At 42.9% G+C, this 15,376-nt stretch carries 13 protein-coding genes; 9 read left to right on the top strand and 4 right to left on the bottom strand.

Translation table 11 applies throughout. The features are described from left to right. The first annotated feature begins 117 nt into the window (after nt 1-117). On the top strand, nt 118-1,467 hold the full coding sequence (locus tag FIU82_RS17280) for a class II 3-deoxy-7-phosphoheptulonate synthase (protein ID WP_053909445.1): 1,350 nt from the start codon (nt 118-120) through the stop codon (nt 1,465-1,467). Nucleotides 1,468-1,494: 27 nt separating this feature from the next. Here the strand turns inward: FIU82_RS17280 and FIU82_RS17275 are convergent, their stop codons facing one another. Continuing rightward, entirely contained in the window at nt 1,495-2,304 is an 810-nt protein-coding gene (locus FIU82_RS17275) for a pyruvate, water dikinase regulatory protein (protein WP_022946891.1), read from the bottom strand. 144 nt (nt 2,305-2,448) lie between these two features. Between FIU82_RS17275 and ppsA the strand changes: the two genes are divergently transcribed. Beyond that, nucleotides 2,449-4,824 carry a phosphoenolpyruvate synthase gene (gene ppsA / locus FIU82_RS17270; protein ID WP_026111393.1) on the top strand — a complete coding sequence of 792 codons (2,376 nt, stop codon included), beginning with the start codon at nt 2,449-2,451 and terminating at the stop codon, nt 4,822-4,824. Nucleotides 4,825-4,862: 38 nt separating this feature from the next. On the opposite strand, the gene FIU82_RS17265 is transcribed toward ppsA, so the two are convergent. Next, the gene (locus FIU82_RS17265; protein WP_138548230.1) at nt 4,863-5,075 is read right to left on the bottom strand and encodes a PGPGW domain-containing protein; all 213 of its coding nucleotides are present in this window, start codon (nt 5,073-5,075) and stop codon (nt 4,863-4,865) included. 151 nt (nt 5,076-5,226) lie between these two features. On the opposite strand from FIU82_RS17265, the gene FIU82_RS17260 reads away from it, so the two are divergent. After that, nucleotides 5,227-8,268, top strand: a complete 3,042-nt coding sequence (locus FIU82_RS17260; protein WP_152441733.1) for an FAD-binding and (Fe-S)-binding domain-containing protein — start codon at nt 5,227-5,229, stop codon at nt 8,266-8,268. Here FIU82_RS17260 and FIU82_RS17255 read toward each other — a convergent pair. Continuing rightward, nucleotides 8,265-9,452, bottom strand: coding sequence for a sodium:proton antiporter (locus FIU82_RS17255; RefSeq protein WP_152441732.1), 1,188 nt, complete (start codon nt 9,450-9,452; stop codon nt 8,265-8,267). The two genes, FIU82_RS17260 and FIU82_RS17255, sit on opposite strands and share 4 nt — an antisense overlap. An 11-nt stretch (nt 9,453-9,463) precedes the next feature. Further along, a complete protein-coding gene (locus FIU82_RS17250; RefSeq protein WP_152441731.1) occupies nt 9,464-10,675 on the bottom strand; it encodes a tyrosine-type recombinase/integrase in 1,212 nt (403 codons plus the stop codon). Between the two features lie 87 nt (nt 10,676-10,762). Here FIU82_RS17250 and FIU82_RS17245 point away from each other — a divergent pair, with 87 nt between their 5' ends. The 6 genes from FIU82_RS17245 to FIU82_RS17220 all read left to right on the top strand — a co-directional run bounded on the left by FIU82_RS17245 (nt 10,763) and on the right by FIU82_RS17220 (nt 15,090). Next, the gene (locus tag FIU82_RS17245) at nt 10,763-11,332 is read left to right on the top strand and encodes a YSC84-related protein (protein ID WP_022946885.1); all 570 of its coding nucleotides are present in this window, start codon (nt 10,763-10,765) and stop codon (nt 11,330-11,332) included. Nucleotides 11,333-12,002: 670 nt separating this feature from the next. After that, nucleotides 12,003-12,194: a hypothetical protein gene (locus FIU82_RS17240; RefSeq protein ID WP_152441730.1), complete on the top strand. Its 192-nt coding sequence runs from the start codon at nt 12,003-12,005 to the stop codon at nt 12,192-12,194. 39 nt (nt 12,195-12,233) lie between these two features. After that, entirely contained in the window at nt 12,234-14,027 is a 1,794-nt protein-coding gene (locus FIU82_RS17235; RefSeq protein ID WP_152441729.1) for a hypothetical protein, read from the top strand. A gap of 168 nt (nt 14,028-14,195) precedes the next feature. Beyond that, on the top strand, nt 14,196-14,528 hold the full coding sequence (locus FIU82_RS17230; RefSeq protein WP_152441728.1) for a hypothetical protein: 333 nt from the start codon (nt 14,196-14,198) through the stop codon (nt 14,526-14,528). Nucleotides 14,529-14,603: 75 nt separating this feature from the next. Next, complete coding sequence (locus tag FIU82_RS17225; RefSeq protein ID WP_253946372.1) at nt 14,604-14,891, top strand: hypothetical protein; 288 nt, start codon at nt 14,604-14,606, stop codon at nt 14,889-14,891. Continuing rightward, nucleotides 14,881-15,090 (top strand): hypothetical protein, encoded by a 210-nt coding sequence (locus FIU82_RS17220; RefSeq protein ID WP_053909433.1) that lies wholly within the window; start codon nt 14,881-14,883, stop codon nt 15,088-15,090. Before FIU82_RS17225 ends, FIU82_RS17220 begins: the two co-directional genes overlap by 11 nt. Nucleotides 15,091-15,376 lie beyond the last annotated feature (286 nt).

Genomic DNA, 15,376 nt, shown 5'->3' with positions numbered 1-15,376 from the left:
GCCACTTTTCTAATTCTTGTAATTTATTTAACGAACAGCGCCTTTACCCCTTGCGTCAGCGCCCGCCATTCGGTACTTTCGAGGGGAGGTAACAATAGGAATGAGGAAAGATAAAAAGTGAAACCTTGGAGTCCCAATAGTTGGAGAGATTTACCAATCGTCCAACAACCCACATACCCAGATGAAGCCCAACTGGGAAAAGTTGAGAGCGAATTAAATAATGCTCCGCCATTAGTGTTTGCTGAGGAAACGAGAAGTTTGTTCAAGCAGCTAGAAGATGTATGCGAAGGCCGTGCGTTTTTGTTGCAAGGAGGAGACTGCGCCGAATCATTTAACGATTTTAACGCAGCCAATATACGCGACACATTTAAAACCCTGCTGCAAATGGCAGTGGTGCTAACCTATGGTGGCAAGTGTCCAGTCGTAAAAATAGCTCGTATGGCGGGGCAGTTTGCTAAACCGCGCTCAGCAGACATCGAAACTAAAGACGGTACATCGCTGCCTTCATACCGTGGCGACATTATCAATAGTTACGAGTTCACCGAGCAAGCTCGAGTACCAGATCCACAGCGGCTAATGAAGGCATACCACCACAGCGCCGCCACCTTGAACTTATTACGTGCTTTCGCTCAAGGTGGTCTAGCTGATTTACACCAGGTAAACCGCTGGAACATGAGCTTTGTCGCTGCTAACCCATTGAAGGATAAATACCAACAGCTGGCTGACAGAATCCAGGATGCGTTAGAGTTTATGGAGGTCTGTGGTATCAACTCCACCAATGCTCCATCACTCACAGAAACAGCTTTGTACACGTCTCATGAAGCACTGCTATTAGGCTATGAGCAAGCGCTGACACGCCGTGACCACCTCAGTGGTGACTGGTATGATTGCTCGGCGCATTTCGTATGGATTGGCGAGCGCACACGCCAGTTAGATCATGCTCACATTGAATTTTTCCGTGGCATTAAAAACCCGATTGGCGTGAAGGTCGGCCCAGGCATGGACCCAGACGAGCTCATTCGCTTGATTGACGCCGTAAACCCGGAAAATATTCCTGGTAGGTTAACGCTTATCACACGCATGGGCGCTGACGTGCTTCCAGAAAAACTGCCCGCTTTGGTGCGTAAAGTTCAGCAAGAAGGGCGCAAGGTTATCTGGAGTTCAGACCCGATGCATGGCAACACGGAAAAGGCCAGCTCCGGTTATAAAACTCGAAGCTTTGACAATATTCTGCGCGAGATCAGTCAGTTTTTTGCTGTTCACAAAGCAGAAGGGTCTTATGCCGGCGGTGTTCATTTGGAAATGACCGGCCAGCACGTGACCGAGTGCACAGGTGGTGCATATGGGTTGTCTGATGCAGATCTAGCGCAGCGTTATCGCACCCAATGCGACCCTCGCCTTAATGCCGACCAGGTCCTCGAGCTTGGCTTCTTAGTGGCAGACCTATTAAAGGATGCCCGCAAGTAAAATGAAAAGCGCCAACATGGCGCTTTTTTAATATTTACGACGTTGTAGGCCAGATTCTGCCATTATCTTTGCAGAGATTTCCTCCACTGAATGATGAGTAGAATTGAAGTGAGGAATTTTAAAACGCTTATAGAGCATTTCTACTTCGCGGATTTCAATCCGACATTGTCGCAATGATGCGTAACGAGAGTTCGCCATACGCTCATTACGTATAGCCGCTAGGCGTTGCGGCTCAATGGTTAATCCAAACAGCTTATCCTTATACGGCTGCAAACATCGCGGCAGCTCCCCAGATTCTAGATCATCTGGAGTGAAAGGGTAATTCGCTGCCTTAATGCCGTACTGCAACGCTAAATAGAGGCTTGTTGGTGTCTTACCACTGCGGCTTACGCCCACAAGCACCACATCAGCCTGGTCATAATCTTTTATGTTCGCACCGTCATCATTTGCCAATGCATAATTAACTGCGGCAATACGATAGTCATAAGATTGCTCGTGAATACTGTGCGTGCGATGCACTTTAGGCACGGGCTCAACATTGAGCTCCCTCTGAATTTGCGCACTGAACGTGGAAATAAAGTCATAGCAAATGGCATTACTCGATTGAATAATCTCACTGAGTTCTGGGTTAACAAACGTCAAAAACACTATAGGTTTTTCATGGCTGAAGCTGGCCGCTTGCTCGAGCTGAGATTTTACTTCCCGCGCTTTCTCGACAGTTTCAACAAACGGAATGGTGATGTGTTTAAATTCTACAGGAAATAGCGATAACGTGGCATGGCCGAACGTTTCAGCGGTTATAGCGGTGCCATCGGATATATAAAACGCGCTACGCATGAGAGTCCTTTTTTATTAGTATCTTGGTATAAACCGCCGGTACACGGTTTACGCATCAGTGGTTGCCAGTGTAGAATGTTAGCGCCTCATTTAAAAGGTCGCGTTTGCGGCCAAACTTACAATTTGTTTTTTGGAGAAAGTTCCGTGCAAGAATACGTTCTCTGGTATCAAGAGCTTGGTATGCAAGATGTGCCAAGGGTTGGAGGCAAAAACGCCTCACTTGGTGAGATGATTTCCAACCTGGCGAACGCGGGCGTGCAAGTGCCTGGCGGTTTCGCAACAACCGCATCAGCATTTAACGAGTTTCTTGAGCAATCTGGATTGAATGCTCGCATCCACGACGCACTAGACAAACTAGACGTTGAAGATGTAAATGAATTAGCCAAAGTTGGCGCCGAAATCCGTCAGTGGATTATCGACACCCCTTTCCAAGCCTCCTTGGACCAAGCTATCCGTGACGCTTACGCGCAATTACACGGTGACCCAGCTCAAGACGTATCATTCGCAGTTCGCTCGTCAGCCACTGCAGAAGACATGCCCGACGCCTCCTTCGCGGGCCAGCAAGAAACTTTCCTTAACGTGCGCGGCATCGATTCAGTAATGACCGCTATCAAACACGTATTCGCTTCTTTATTTAACGACCGTGCTATTTCATATCGCGTGCACCAAGGCTATGACCACAAAGGCGTGGCGTTATCGGCCGGTATTCAACGTATGGTGCGCTCAGATAAAGCAGCGTCCGGCGTTATGTTCAGCATTGATACCGAATCAGGCTTTGAAGATGTGGTATTCGTGACTTCAAGTTATGGCTTGGGCGAAATGGTCGTACAAGGCGCGGTAAATCCAGATGAGTTTTATGTTCATAAGCCAACCTTAGCCAATGGTAAGCCTGCGGTCGTGCGCCGTAATATCGGCTCAAAAGCTATCCAGATGGTGTACTCAAGCGATGAAAGCCATGGCAAGCAGGTAGAAATTGTTGATATCGATCCGGCATTATCGAACACCTTCTCAATCACTGATGAAGAAGTGATGGAACTTGCCAAGCAGGCTGTCATCATCGAGAAGCATTACGGTCGTCCTATGGATATTGAATGGGCGAAAGACGGCAACGACGGTAAGCTATACATCGTTCAAGCTCGTCCAGAAACTGTGCGCTCAAACGAAGATGCTAATGTCATGGAGCGCTTCCAATTGAAAGGCCAAGCGCCGGTGATCGCTGAAGGACGTGCAATTGGCCATAAAATTGGGGCCGGGGTAGTACGTGTTCTCAATTCAATTGATGAAATGGATAAAGTACAGCAAGGCGATATTCTTGTCACCGATATGACAGACCCTGATTGGGAACCTATCATGAAGCGCGCTGCGGCTATCGTTACCAACCGAGGTGGACGCACTTGTCACGCAGCCATCATAGCGCGTGAACTTGGTATCCCGGCAGTAGTAGGCTGTGGTAACGCCACAGATCTTATTACGGCAAACCAAGAAGTGACGGTATCATGTGCTGAAGGCGATACAGGTTATATCTATCAAGGTCAACTTGAGTATGATGTACTCACATCTCGGGTAGACGAGATGCCTGAATTGCCAATGAAGATAATGATGAACGTGGGTAATCCAGACCGTGCGTTTGATTTTGCCCGTTTACCTCACGCTGGCGTCGGTCTCGCTCGCTTAGAGTTTATTATTAACCGCATGATCGGTGTTCACCCTAAAGCGCTGTTGAATTTTGATGCTCAATCTAGCGAATTGCAGGCTGAAATTAACGATATCATTGCTGGTTATGAATCTCCTCGCGAGTTTTACATCGCTAAACTAGTAGAGGGTATCGCTACCTTGGGTTGTGCTTTTGCACCACAACGCGTCATCGTTCGTATGTCTGACTTTAAGTCTAACGAATATGCAAACCTAGTTGGCGGCCAGCAATACGAGCCAGACGAAGAAAACCCAATGATTGGTTTCCGTGGTGCTTCACGTTACGTGAGTGAAGATTTCCGCGACTGCTTCGCTCTTGAGTGTGAAGCAATCAAGCGTGTTCGTAACGACATGGGTTTAACCAATGTTGAGATCATGATTCCTTTTGTTCGCACAGTGGACGAGGGCAAACGTGTTATCGAATTACTGGAGGAGCACGGCTTAAAACGCGGTGATAACGGCCTTAAAGTAATTATGATGTGTGAGTTACCTTCAAATGCTCTGCTAGCTGAAGAATTCTTAGAACACTTTGATGGTTTTTCAATTGGTTCTAATGACCTAACCCAACTCAGCCTCGGCCTTGATAGAGATTCTGGTTTAATCGCGCACTTGTTCGATGAACGTGACCCAGCTGTTAAAAAGCTACTTTCTATGGCGATAAAAACAGCCAAAGCAAAAGGCAAATATGTGGGTATTTGTGGTCAAGGCCCTTCAGATCATGAAGACTTTGCCGCATGGCTAGTGCAAGAGGGTATCGACTCTGTATCGTTAAACCCGGATACGGTGCTAGAAACCTGGCTATACCTAGCAGAGAAGCTTAAAGGCTAATCTGACAAGATAAAGGGCGAGTTTTTCGCCCTTTATTGTTATCGCTTCGCTAGTTTTCTATCTAATAGCTGGCACCCTTTGCTCAGGGTACTTTGGCAATAACGTAAATATTTTCGAGCCCCTGGGTAATGTACCGCGAGTAGCGTTAAGCCTATCAAGAAGAAAATGACTGACGGCCCTGGTACCACAGCAAACACTACCCCCAGTACAAAACAGAGCGCGGCAGCTAAGTTCATTATCACCTTTTTCATCTGTTTTTCCTAAATATAAAGTATTGATCTTACCTTAGCAGGAAAGCGTATGAACAAGCATTCCAATTTGTAACAATCTGTACATTCTTCAATTTAGAACTGGTCGCATCATGGTATAATGTGCGCGTCCGTCACCAAGAACAATTCCAGCATGATAGCAAAGTTAACTGTAGAGCAAGTCAGTTCCGAGCTGGTACTGCATTATCTAAAAACTATAAAAAAAGAAGGCTTCAGTGGTGAAGTCGATGCCACTTATGGCACGCGATTGCTTGCTGCAACCGACAACAGCGTGTATCAGCAAATACCGCAAGGCGTGATCTTTCCCAAAACAAACAAAGACATTCAACTAGCCCTCAATATTGCCTCGCATGATCCGTTTCTTGAACTTACTTTTGGCCCGCGCGGCGGTGGCACTGGCACGAATGGTCAGTCGTTAACACCAGGCATCGTTATCGATTTATCTCGTCATATGCAGCAGATAATCGAAATCAATGAACAAGAAGGGTGGGTACGGGTGCAAGCCGGCGTCATTAAAGACCAACTTAATGACTTTTTGCGTCCTTATGGATACTTTTTTGCGCCAGATTTATCGACCAGTAATCGCGCCACTATAGGTGGAATGATCAATACTGATGCGTCAGGGCAGGGCAGCTTAGTCTACGGTAAAACCTCTGACCACACCTTAGCAATAAAGGCTTTTTTGGCTGATGGCAGCGAACTGGAAACACAGCGTATTAGTCGCGAAAAGGCCGAGTTGATTGCCGAGCAAGACACCTCTGTTGGCAAGCTATATAAAACGGCCCTTGATGTGAGCGTAGGCAACCGCGAGCAGATCCTTAAAAAATTCCCACGACTCAACCGCTTTTTAACCGGATACGATCTTGAACATGTGCTTAGCGATGACATGTCTGAGTTCGACCTCGGTCGGTTGATCACCGGCTCAGAAGGTTCATTGGCAATTGTCAGTGAAGCAAAACTCACTATTACTCCCATCGCTAAGTTCAAAACGCTGATTAATATTAAATACGATAGTTTTGACTCAGCACTGCGCAACTCCCCATTTTTGGTAGATGCCGAAGCGACGTCCGTAGAGACGGTCGACAGTAAAGTGCTTAATTTAGCGCGTGAAGACATTATTTGGCATTCAGTATCGGACTTAATCACAGATGTACCCGGCCAAGACATGCAAGGGCTGAACATGGTCGAGTTTAATGCCGAACGCAAAGAAGATATGCGCGATAAAATAGACGCCTTATGCGCTAAGCTCGATAAATTAATTGCCAACAAAGACGCTGGCGTTATCGGCTATCAGCTCACTGATGATGTCTCGGAGATTCAGAAAATTTACGCGATGCGTAAAAAATCAGTCGGCTTGTTAGGCAACACCAAAGGCAAGCAAAAACCATTAGCCTTTGCTGAAGATACCGCCGTACCGCCAGAAAACTTAGCTGATTTTATCGCTGAATTTAGAGCATTACTTGATAGCCACAATTTACACTACGGCATGTTTGGTCATGTCGATGCCGGTGTTTTACATGTTCGACCCGCGTTAGATATGTGTGACCCTGAACAAGAAAAAACATTGCGCACGATTTCAGACCAAGTCGTTGCATTAACCGCTAAGTATGGTGGATTGATGTGGGGAGAACACGGTAAAGGCTATCGCAGTGAATATGGCCCCGAGTTTTTTGGTGAACAGCTATTTAATGAGTTACGACGTATCAAAGCCGCATTCGACCCTCACAATAAAATGAACCCAGGGAAAATTTGTACGCCCCTTGAGTCAAATGACCAATTAGTGAGTGTGGATGACAAAAAGCGCGGTTGGTTTGATAGACAAATTGATGTCGCGGTGCGTGATAGTTTTGATACCAGCATGAACTGTAACGGTAACGGTTTATGCTTTAATTATGATGCAAGCTCACCGATGTGCCCATCTTATAAGGCTACAGGTGATCGACGCTTTTCGCCAAAAGGTCGCGCAGGATTAATGCGTGAATGGTTAAGGTTACAAAGCGAGCAGGGCGTTGACTTATTGCAAGAAGAAAAAGCCATATCTAAAAAAGAAGGGCCCACATGGTGGGAACGCTTTTTAAATTCAAAAGCAAAGCGCAGTGGCGAGTATGACTTTTCTCATGAAGTAAAGCAGTCAATGGATGAGTGTTTAGCATGTAAAGCGTGTACAACTGCATGCCCGATCAAAGTCGATGTGCCTACGTTCCGCGCGCGCTTTTTTAATTATTACTACAGCCTGTATAACCGGCCAGCAAAAGATTATTTAGTAGCAAGTATTGAGCAAACTGCGCCACTATTGGCTAAATTCTCAAGCGTAACAGCCCCTGTTATGCAATCGAACCTTGTTCAAAAAGCGATTAAAGCGACTTTAGGTTATGTAAATACGCCTACACCAAGTCACCCAAATTTAGCTAAACGTACGCAACAGTTGCGCAAGTTTGATTTACAATACCTTAATTCCTTAGATGCGCAGCAAAAACGCGACTATGTGTTGATAGTGCAAGACCCATTTACAAGCTTTTATGAAGCAGAACTTGTTGAAAGCTTCGTTAAAGTGGCACAAGCTTTAGGCAAACAGCCAATTTTGTTGCCGTTCAAGCCGAATGGTAAACCGCAACACGTAAAAGGTTTTTTAGCCAAATTCGCGAAAACCGCTAAAACCTCAGCCGACTTTTTAAATCAGGTCAGTGAACTCGGTATCCCAATGGTCGGGCTCGATGCCTCCCTTGTGTTATGTTACCGCGATGAATATGCCACTATCTTGGGTGACAACCGAGGTGATTTTGAAGTCCTCGTTGCCCATGAATGGCTGGAAGATCAACCGTTTAAGCAGACAGTGTTCGAACCAACACCTGCTTATACTTTGCTCAGTCATTGCAGTGAAACAACGTCTCTTCCACACAGCGCCAATGTTTGGCAGGGGATATTTTCTCGTGTTGGCTTACTACTTAAACCTCAGGCAACAGGGTGTTGTGGCATGGCAGGGACTTACGGCCATGAAGTACAAAACCAAGAGAACAGCCGTACTTTATATGAATTGAGTTGGCAACAACCCGTTCAGCACACTGATCCTTCGCGGTTATTAGCAACGGGATTCTCATGCCGTAGCCAAGTAAAACGGTACGCGCAATTTAAGCCCAAGCACCCAATAGAGGTGCTAGCGAATGTGCTTAGTTAATTTCTATTTTTATAGGAATTAGCAATTGGGCGAGTGGTGATCCCATGAATGAAGACACTCATCAAAATGGTGAGTGTCGCTAACTCGGCTAAGCCATTTTCAGTAGACTCTAACACCATTAGCGTAAATACAATGGATGCGAGCCCCCTTGGACCAAACCAAGCAAGCGTAAACTTTTCTTTTAATGACAGTTCGTTAAAAGGAATTAAGCTCAACATCACCGGGACCACACGTACTAAGGTTGCAGCTAAGAATGCAAATAATACTTTATAGATATTTAGATCTATTGTTTGAAGTTGGATGAAGGCATATGCACCGAATAAACACCAGATAAGATAGGCAAAGAAATCTGCGATATGCTCACTGTCTTCTATTAGTTTTTCATCATCGTCGGCACGATAAAATTTATCAAAAACCAAACCACCAACAAATGCCGCAACAAAGCCACTGCCGCCAAGGAGTTGGGCGAGGGTGAACACACTAACAGCGACCGACAAAACTAAAAATGGACTCGATGATTTCTCAAAGTAATGGCGAGTAGCGCTTAGCTGAGTAAGCTTTAATGCCCCATAGGTAACACTGACAGCAACAATGAGTGCGACACCTATTTCTTCAATCAGAAATGTAAGCATCGTCGCCGCACCTTGAAACTCACCATGCTGCCAAGAAAGAAACAAGAATAAAAATATAGGAACGCACATCCCATCGTTAAGACCGCTTTCCACATTGATCGCTTCACGTATTTTTTCTGGAACACTTTGCGATTCGAGCAAGCCTTTACTAAGCGCAGCGTCTGTAGGTGTTAAGATGATGGCCAATAGTGCTAAGGCAATAATGTGCATGTGCGGAAAAAGTAAATACGCCAAAGCAAACGTAGCAAAAAAGGTTATAGGTAAAGCAACGAACAAAAGCACTAAAGGATACTTGAATTGCGACTTTAGTACATTAATACGCGTCTTGGCTGCATCAGTAAAAAGAAATACCGCAAGTGTCAATTCAACTAATGGTAATAGCGCGCTCAACGGCTGATCCACTTTCATTGCATCACTAAATGCCCAGGCAAGCGCGGCACCGATAATAACAAAATACATCGGGCCAGTTAATTCAGCCCGAGCCAATCTACGAAAGGAAACTGAGTAAATAAAAAATGCTAAGCCCAGGGCTGCTGCCAATTGATATTCCATAAATGCAGTTCCTAAAGTTTACGTTTAACACCCGATTTAGCGCGCTCTTTTATATTCGTTTGAATATAAATTTGATCCGTGGTCGCAATTTTTGCGTGGCCTAAATCTTCCGAAAGATGTTTGAGCGGCCTTGAAGCAGCATCGTGAGTTGCCCCCGTATGACGCAGCCAATGAGCAGTTGCTGCTTGTAGCTTTTCCGCTTCTTCAGTGAAGCCATCGACCACCAGCGCTGAGCTGGCCAATTCAAAACTTTGCGCAACAAGGCGGCGAATTTGTCTAACCGTCATTCCGCCTTTCCCCCGTATTTTATGAATTAGTGGGTAGGGCTCATCAACACGGGGCAGGGCACTTAACCCTCTATACAAACGGTAGCGTTTTAAATACGCAATAAAATCTTGGCTTAACGTAACATCACGGAGTTTGTTACCTTTGCCCATAACACGCAAAAACCAAAAGCCATCAGCGTCTTGCCAAAAATGCGACATGACAGGAGACCAATTAGTACGCTCAGACAACTCAGAGATCCTTAAATACAGGCCTTTCAAACAGGCTAAAGTAAAAAGGTTACGTTCTAGATCAGGGTCATCCTGACATTGCTCTTCGGTTACACGCAGTACATATTCCCACTGCAAATCACTGAGAGTATCCGGTTGATTGATTTGCGACTGAACAACTAAATAGGGGCAGTTCTTTTTAACTACTGGGACAAAGTTCGCGAACGCTTGCTCTTCTAAAATAGCAAATTTATAAAATACATTAAGTGCTGTAAAAGTCGCATTTAAACTTTGTTGCGATGGCTTTGTCTCGCGTGCTATAAACGGTCGCCATTTTTCGTTGGCTTTACGTAAACCTTGATGCTGTTTAAAGCGCCATTGCACTGAGTCGGAACACCAAACTTTATCTGGTTCAACAACAAAATCAATGTAGTGCTCAATATCTTCTCGTTTCAAAGAAAACAAAGAACATGTTTTATTAAACCAAGTCCACAAAGCAAAGCGTTCTATCTCATTACGAAACCGAGTAAAAGTGGCATCTGACTTTCGACCGTATACGTATAAAAACCGGTAGATAAATAGCAAATCTTGTTTAACTTCAGCGACGTTTAAGCTTTGTTGAGCTATAAATGCAGCAAGTTCAGGGTATTCGCTGTGCAACGTATCATCTTCAAGATGCGCTATTTGATAGCGAAGTTGTTTAAAGGTATCGACTAGTGGCGTAGGCATACTGACAATTGAACTACAATAATATAAAGCATAGCTTACCATAAAGTCCGATACTGTCTAGTATTGGACATAAAGAAGGGGTTTTAAATGAAACTGTCGAAATCGGTGCTAACGTATTCTTTTATTTTCACTTTGTTCGCGGTGCTGACTGGATGTGCAAGCACTGGCACGCCAGCGCAGAAGCGACAAGTAGTTCAAGATATGCGCAGTGATACTCTTAATCGCCTTTATGACCAGAAGCCGGATGTTCGTAATCAACTAACCTCTGCAGCAGGTTACGCCGTATTTGATAATGCCAATGTGAACGTAATCTTTGCAAGTTTTGGCGGTGGCTATGGTGTTGCAAAAAATAATCGCACCGGCGAATGGACCTATATGAAAATGGGTGAAGCCGGGCTAGGATTAGGCTTAGGAGTTAAAGATTTTAATGTGGTGATGGTGTTTCATACCGAAGATGCACTCAATTATTTCATTAAGAATGGTTGGGCATTTGGTGGTAACGCCGATGCTGCTGCAAAGCATAAAACTGAAGGTGGAGCCGTTGCCGCTGAAGCCCAAGTTGGCGATGTGACTATTTATTCCATGACTGAAACAGGATTAGCTCTGCAAGCAGTTCTAAAAGGAACCAAGTTTTGGAAAGATGACGAGTTAAATTAAAATCAAGTTCTCTCGGCTCACGGAACCGTGAGCCATTCGCTTTCAAATTATGAAAACGCCCCTCAAATAACAGCTCTTCCTCTTTAAATAAAAAGGGTCTATCTTAAGGAGCTTTATTAAAACAACATACTTAACATAACATAAATTATAGGCTATGGCGTACAGAGAGAGCCCTCAGGCTCATTTTGGGTCCAACCCAGCAGCAAGCAACAACATCGCCGCAGAATGGCCTGCTGCTTTAATCTTTTTTGCCAAGGATTCGTAAACGCTTTTTTCTTCCTCTGATTTAGACTTTTCGATACCCAAGTTGATGATCACTTCCTCAGCGTTCAGCCCAGAGCAGCTTGTTTATCTTGAGAATAACCTTTTGTTTCTTTGTAGATCTCAACCAACAACGTGCATGCCAGATGAAATGGCCAACCCTAATTTAATCGACAATACAACAAGTGGCTAGTGTGTGCGCTCGCCCCCTTTTGGGGCGCGTACACACTAACGCTTGCCCCAAACAAAATGATACCAAAACCCTCCCAGGATAACCGCACTCGATAAATCTTTTAGTACCACAACTTAACCTGGCACAAAGTTGTAAGCGTTTGAAATGGTACTAAATGTGATCTTTCGCTATAGTAGCTAGCAGTAGATTAAGTGTTCTAACGTTAAGGTTAATTTCATGGAAGAAGCAACTACCAGCCTTCAAGGCGCAGTTCTTGGTGTTATGACCACCATTATTATAATTGCCGCATTCACCTTCTTAGTCGTTAATTCAATTCTCAGAAAAATAGGTGTTGATGGCGAAACTAGTATGCTGATGTCTCAAGTTTTGTTTGTATTACTTCTTACTACTTACTTCCTAACAAGATGACAGTGTTAGGCTTTTACATATGAAAAAGGAAATAAGAAAGTGGATTTAAATATAGAAGAAGTAAAACCTTACTTATCACTACTAATAGGCTTCGAAAAGCTTAAATCAGAACACGACTCTGTACATAAAACGATTCTAAAAATAATAGAAGAGACATCAAACCACGACGTCACCACTTCACCAACAAAAAAAGATGATAACAACAGAAATATGGAAATTTATTACACTCCATATCTCATAGAAAAGTCACCAAGCTGGTATGCCGGAAGTGAAATAAAAGACATAGATTACAATATATTTATATCTTTCAAGCACAAGAAATATTACGCGTTTTTGCTCACTGAGAATAATAAAAAAGATAATGTTAGAGAGAATTTCAACACAAAGATATTGCCTGAGATATCACCCGCTCCGATAGAAACTCTGAATGAGAAATTTATCGATGAAGACAATATAAAAATGCTCTGGTTATCCGATATAGGTGGTAATGGTAATTTCAAAGCAGATTTAAAGGTATTAGGTGGTAATAGTGTAGCAGACACTTTGGACCCATTGATTGATCAATCATATATGATGTCTGCGGTGAGAACTCAATCTCTCAATAACGCTAAAACTTCCGTAGGAATCAACCCCTCTAAATCCTCAATTTGGCGAGGTCCATGTGGCAATTGGAATTCTTTTTGTAATAGGGTTTTTGAAATTCTAGATTCGTTAAACTCAGAATCTGAAAATAAGCCTGGTGCTATCAGTATCTTATCTTATCCGATCCCCAATACAGAAGACTTAAGGCAGCCATATGACTTTTCTCTTTTCGATTATGAGCTTTTTCCAGAAGAAGATGGTCAAAGAAAAAAAGATTTGCTCCGTTCTCTATATTACAATAATTATTATGCGGATATAGCAGAAAGCTTTGATGACTCAGATATTGCTTTGAAAATAACCAAAGATAGTGAAGTAGTAGGCTATGTAACTGTAAAAGTTTTAATTAACGACTACAGAGCAGACTTTGAAATAAAACACAAGAACCCAATAAAAAAGAAAGAATTCGAACACTATTTAAAAGTTTTCAATCACCCTGAAATAATAAAGTGTTGGTTCGAATCTGGTCACGCGATAGTTAAGGGCATGATATTTAAAACGGGCTACCAGGATGTTGAATACAATGGTTTTATTTGGGCTGATTTTGAAGATTATGATTTAAAGAAAGAAAAACCAGGGAAGCTAAAAGAAAAACCAGAGCTACATAAAATAGGCTCAGAGAAATCGCTTTTCTGTTGGGTAAAAAATAGATGGAATGGTAACTGGCTGGAAAGATCTAAATTTAACACAACAGAAAACCCAAAGGGTTGGCTTTTTTGTGACGATGGTGCTGGCGAAACAGCTGATTTTATACATTTAACTAATCATGAAGGTATAAACATCATATCTTTAATTCATGTTAAGGCGGCAAAATCAAGTTCTTTAAATCGTAGAATATCCGTTGGTGCTCATGATGTGGTTTTGAGTCAGGGGGTAAAGAACTTAAGACACTGTATGCGAAAGAACTTAGCTTCAGACTTGAGGGCCAGAATTGATTCTTCGGGACGAAAGTTTTGTTGGCTAGACGGAGAACAGATCGAATCAAAACAATTTATAAAAAAAATAGAAAGTATAAAAGAAAGCGAAGAGACCAAGGTCAGAGTTATTATCGTTCAACCTCACACTCGAAAAAAATTCTATTTAAAGTCCAAGAGCACTAATAGCAAGCGCCAGTTAGATGTTTTGTTAGTTAGCGCTGAAAATGCGATAAGATCTTCAAATGCTGAATTTCACATTATTGGAATTGAAGATTAATTTTTTATATAGCTTTTGCTTTATGGTAAGAGGTTAAGTTCCTAGCTATAAAGTTGTATGCTCAGAAGTTTGACACACAAACTGAGTTATTAACCTCAACTCTTTGACCGCCCCTTCGAGAAAGCAGACGGGATAGAATTCTCATTGAAATGTCTCAGTATTTACTCTATGAAAACACTACTAACCCTTTCATTCGTATTTTTTCTTTCAGCTTGTGATCAGAGTTCAACTTATGAGCCCACCCGGCCTGATGACGTACCCGCTTCATCTCTTTGGATAGGTGGCCCCGACGGTGGAGTTTACGCCGAAATTAGAGAAGATGACGGAGACTACTCTGGGACTATCTACTTTGATAGCACAGGCGAGATTTGGTATGAGGGGGCATTTGAATATACTGGAATAGAGGCTTTTGAGGCAGACAACAAAGCCTCTTATACAGCTTGGGATGGCACTATTTTATACTTATCTAATGGCAAGCAATTAGTATCAAATATCGAGTAAGGAAGTACTCAATTACTTAGAAATACAGATTTTGGTATTAATATTTATCCTGGCATTATTTTGCCAGGATAAGTTTTGGTACTAAATTTCAGTAATAATCTTAACCGCTTTGCTGATTTGGTTAATCTTTTCCTTTCTTCTGGTGAGTTTGTTACTAAGAGCTTCATTCGCGTTAAAGGTGCATCTTTGCCTACAGAGCTCAAAATAGTTAAAGATATGAGACCTGGCCATGAAGGTCTTTACATGATTGCCCCAGCAAAAAATATGACTCTTAAGAAGTATCTAGGCATATTAGAAGAGCTAGGTTTAGATAGATCAAGAGTTAAGTTAGTTACAAAAGAGGAACTCGCAAATGCCAGCTAAAGGTATGAAGTTAATCGTTAGCGAATATCATATCATTCACGAAGCTTTAAAGTGTTATGAAGAACGTTTGGATAAGTTATCGTCGATGACAACCGATGAAGACCAAGAAGTCATATATGATGAAAAGCTACAGGATATTGAGGGGATGATTAAAGCCCTAAAAATTGCAGCAAAAAATGACTTTGATTTGGAGCTGTGAACCTATACCTTGATCGTTTCTTTTTTTTTTGAAAGTCTCATAGTGACTAATTTCATTAAGGAAATTAGTCACTATCAATAGAAATAAGAAGGGCAGCTTCGGCTACCCTTTTCTTTGACTTAAACGTTGATTCTGCTATTTTTCTTATCCTCGAGGTCCTTCTACCTTTTACTTTGAACCTGTCCACATAGCGGGTTCTAGTAGAAAAAATGATTAAAACGATAAAATAAAAAGGGTCGCTTTCACTGCCCTCTTATTCAAATCATTAATCAAAACAAATAAACTC

It is taken from the genome of Pseudoalteromonas sp. THAF3 (genome assembly GCF_009363775.1).
GTDB classification, from domain to species: Bacteria; Pseudomonadota; Gammaproteobacteria; order Enterobacterales; family Alteromonadaceae; genus Pseudoalteromonas; species Pseudoalteromonas ruthenica.
Note: the sequence above shows the minus strand (reverse complement) of the source record. Positions and strands in the feature narration are given on the sequence as shown.

Bases quoted from the DNA above. Each gene is read 5' to 3' on its own strand.
- FIU82_RS17275 (WP_022946891.1), bottom strand. From the start codon at position 2,304: ATGCGTAGCGCGTTTTATATATCCGATGGCACCGCTATAACCGCTGAA.
- FIU82_RS17265 (WP_138548230.1), bottom strand. From the start codon at position 5,075: ATGAAAAAGGTGATAATGAACTTAGCTGCCGCGCTCTGTTTTGTACTG.
- FIU82_RS17260 (WP_152441733.1), top strand. From the start codon at position 5,227: ATGATAGCAAAGTTAACTGTAGAGCAAGTCAGTTCCGAGCTGGTACTG.
- FIU82_RS17255 (WP_152441732.1), bottom strand. From the start codon at position 9,452: ATGGAATATCAATTGGCAGCAGCCCTGGGCTTAGCATTTTTTATTTAC.
- FIU82_RS17250 (WP_152441731.1), bottom strand. From the start codon at position 10,675: ATGCCTACGCCACTAGTCGATACCTTTAAACAACTTCGCTATCAAATA.
- FIU82_RS17245 (WP_022946885.1), top strand. From the start codon at position 10,763: ATGAAACTGTCGAAATCGGTGCTAACGTATTCTTTTATTTTCACTTTG.
- FIU82_RS17240 (WP_152441730.1), top strand. From the start codon at position 12,003: ATGGAAGAAGCAACTACCAGCCTTCAAGGCGCAGTTCTTGGTGTTATG.
- FIU82_RS17230 (WP_152441728.1), top strand. From the start codon at position 14,196: ATGAAAACACTACTAACCCTTTCATTCGTATTTTTTCTTTCAGCTTGT.
- FIU82_RS17220 (WP_053909433.1), top strand. From the start codon at position 14,881: ATGCCAGCTAAAGGTATGAAGTTAATCGTTAGCGAATATCATATCATT.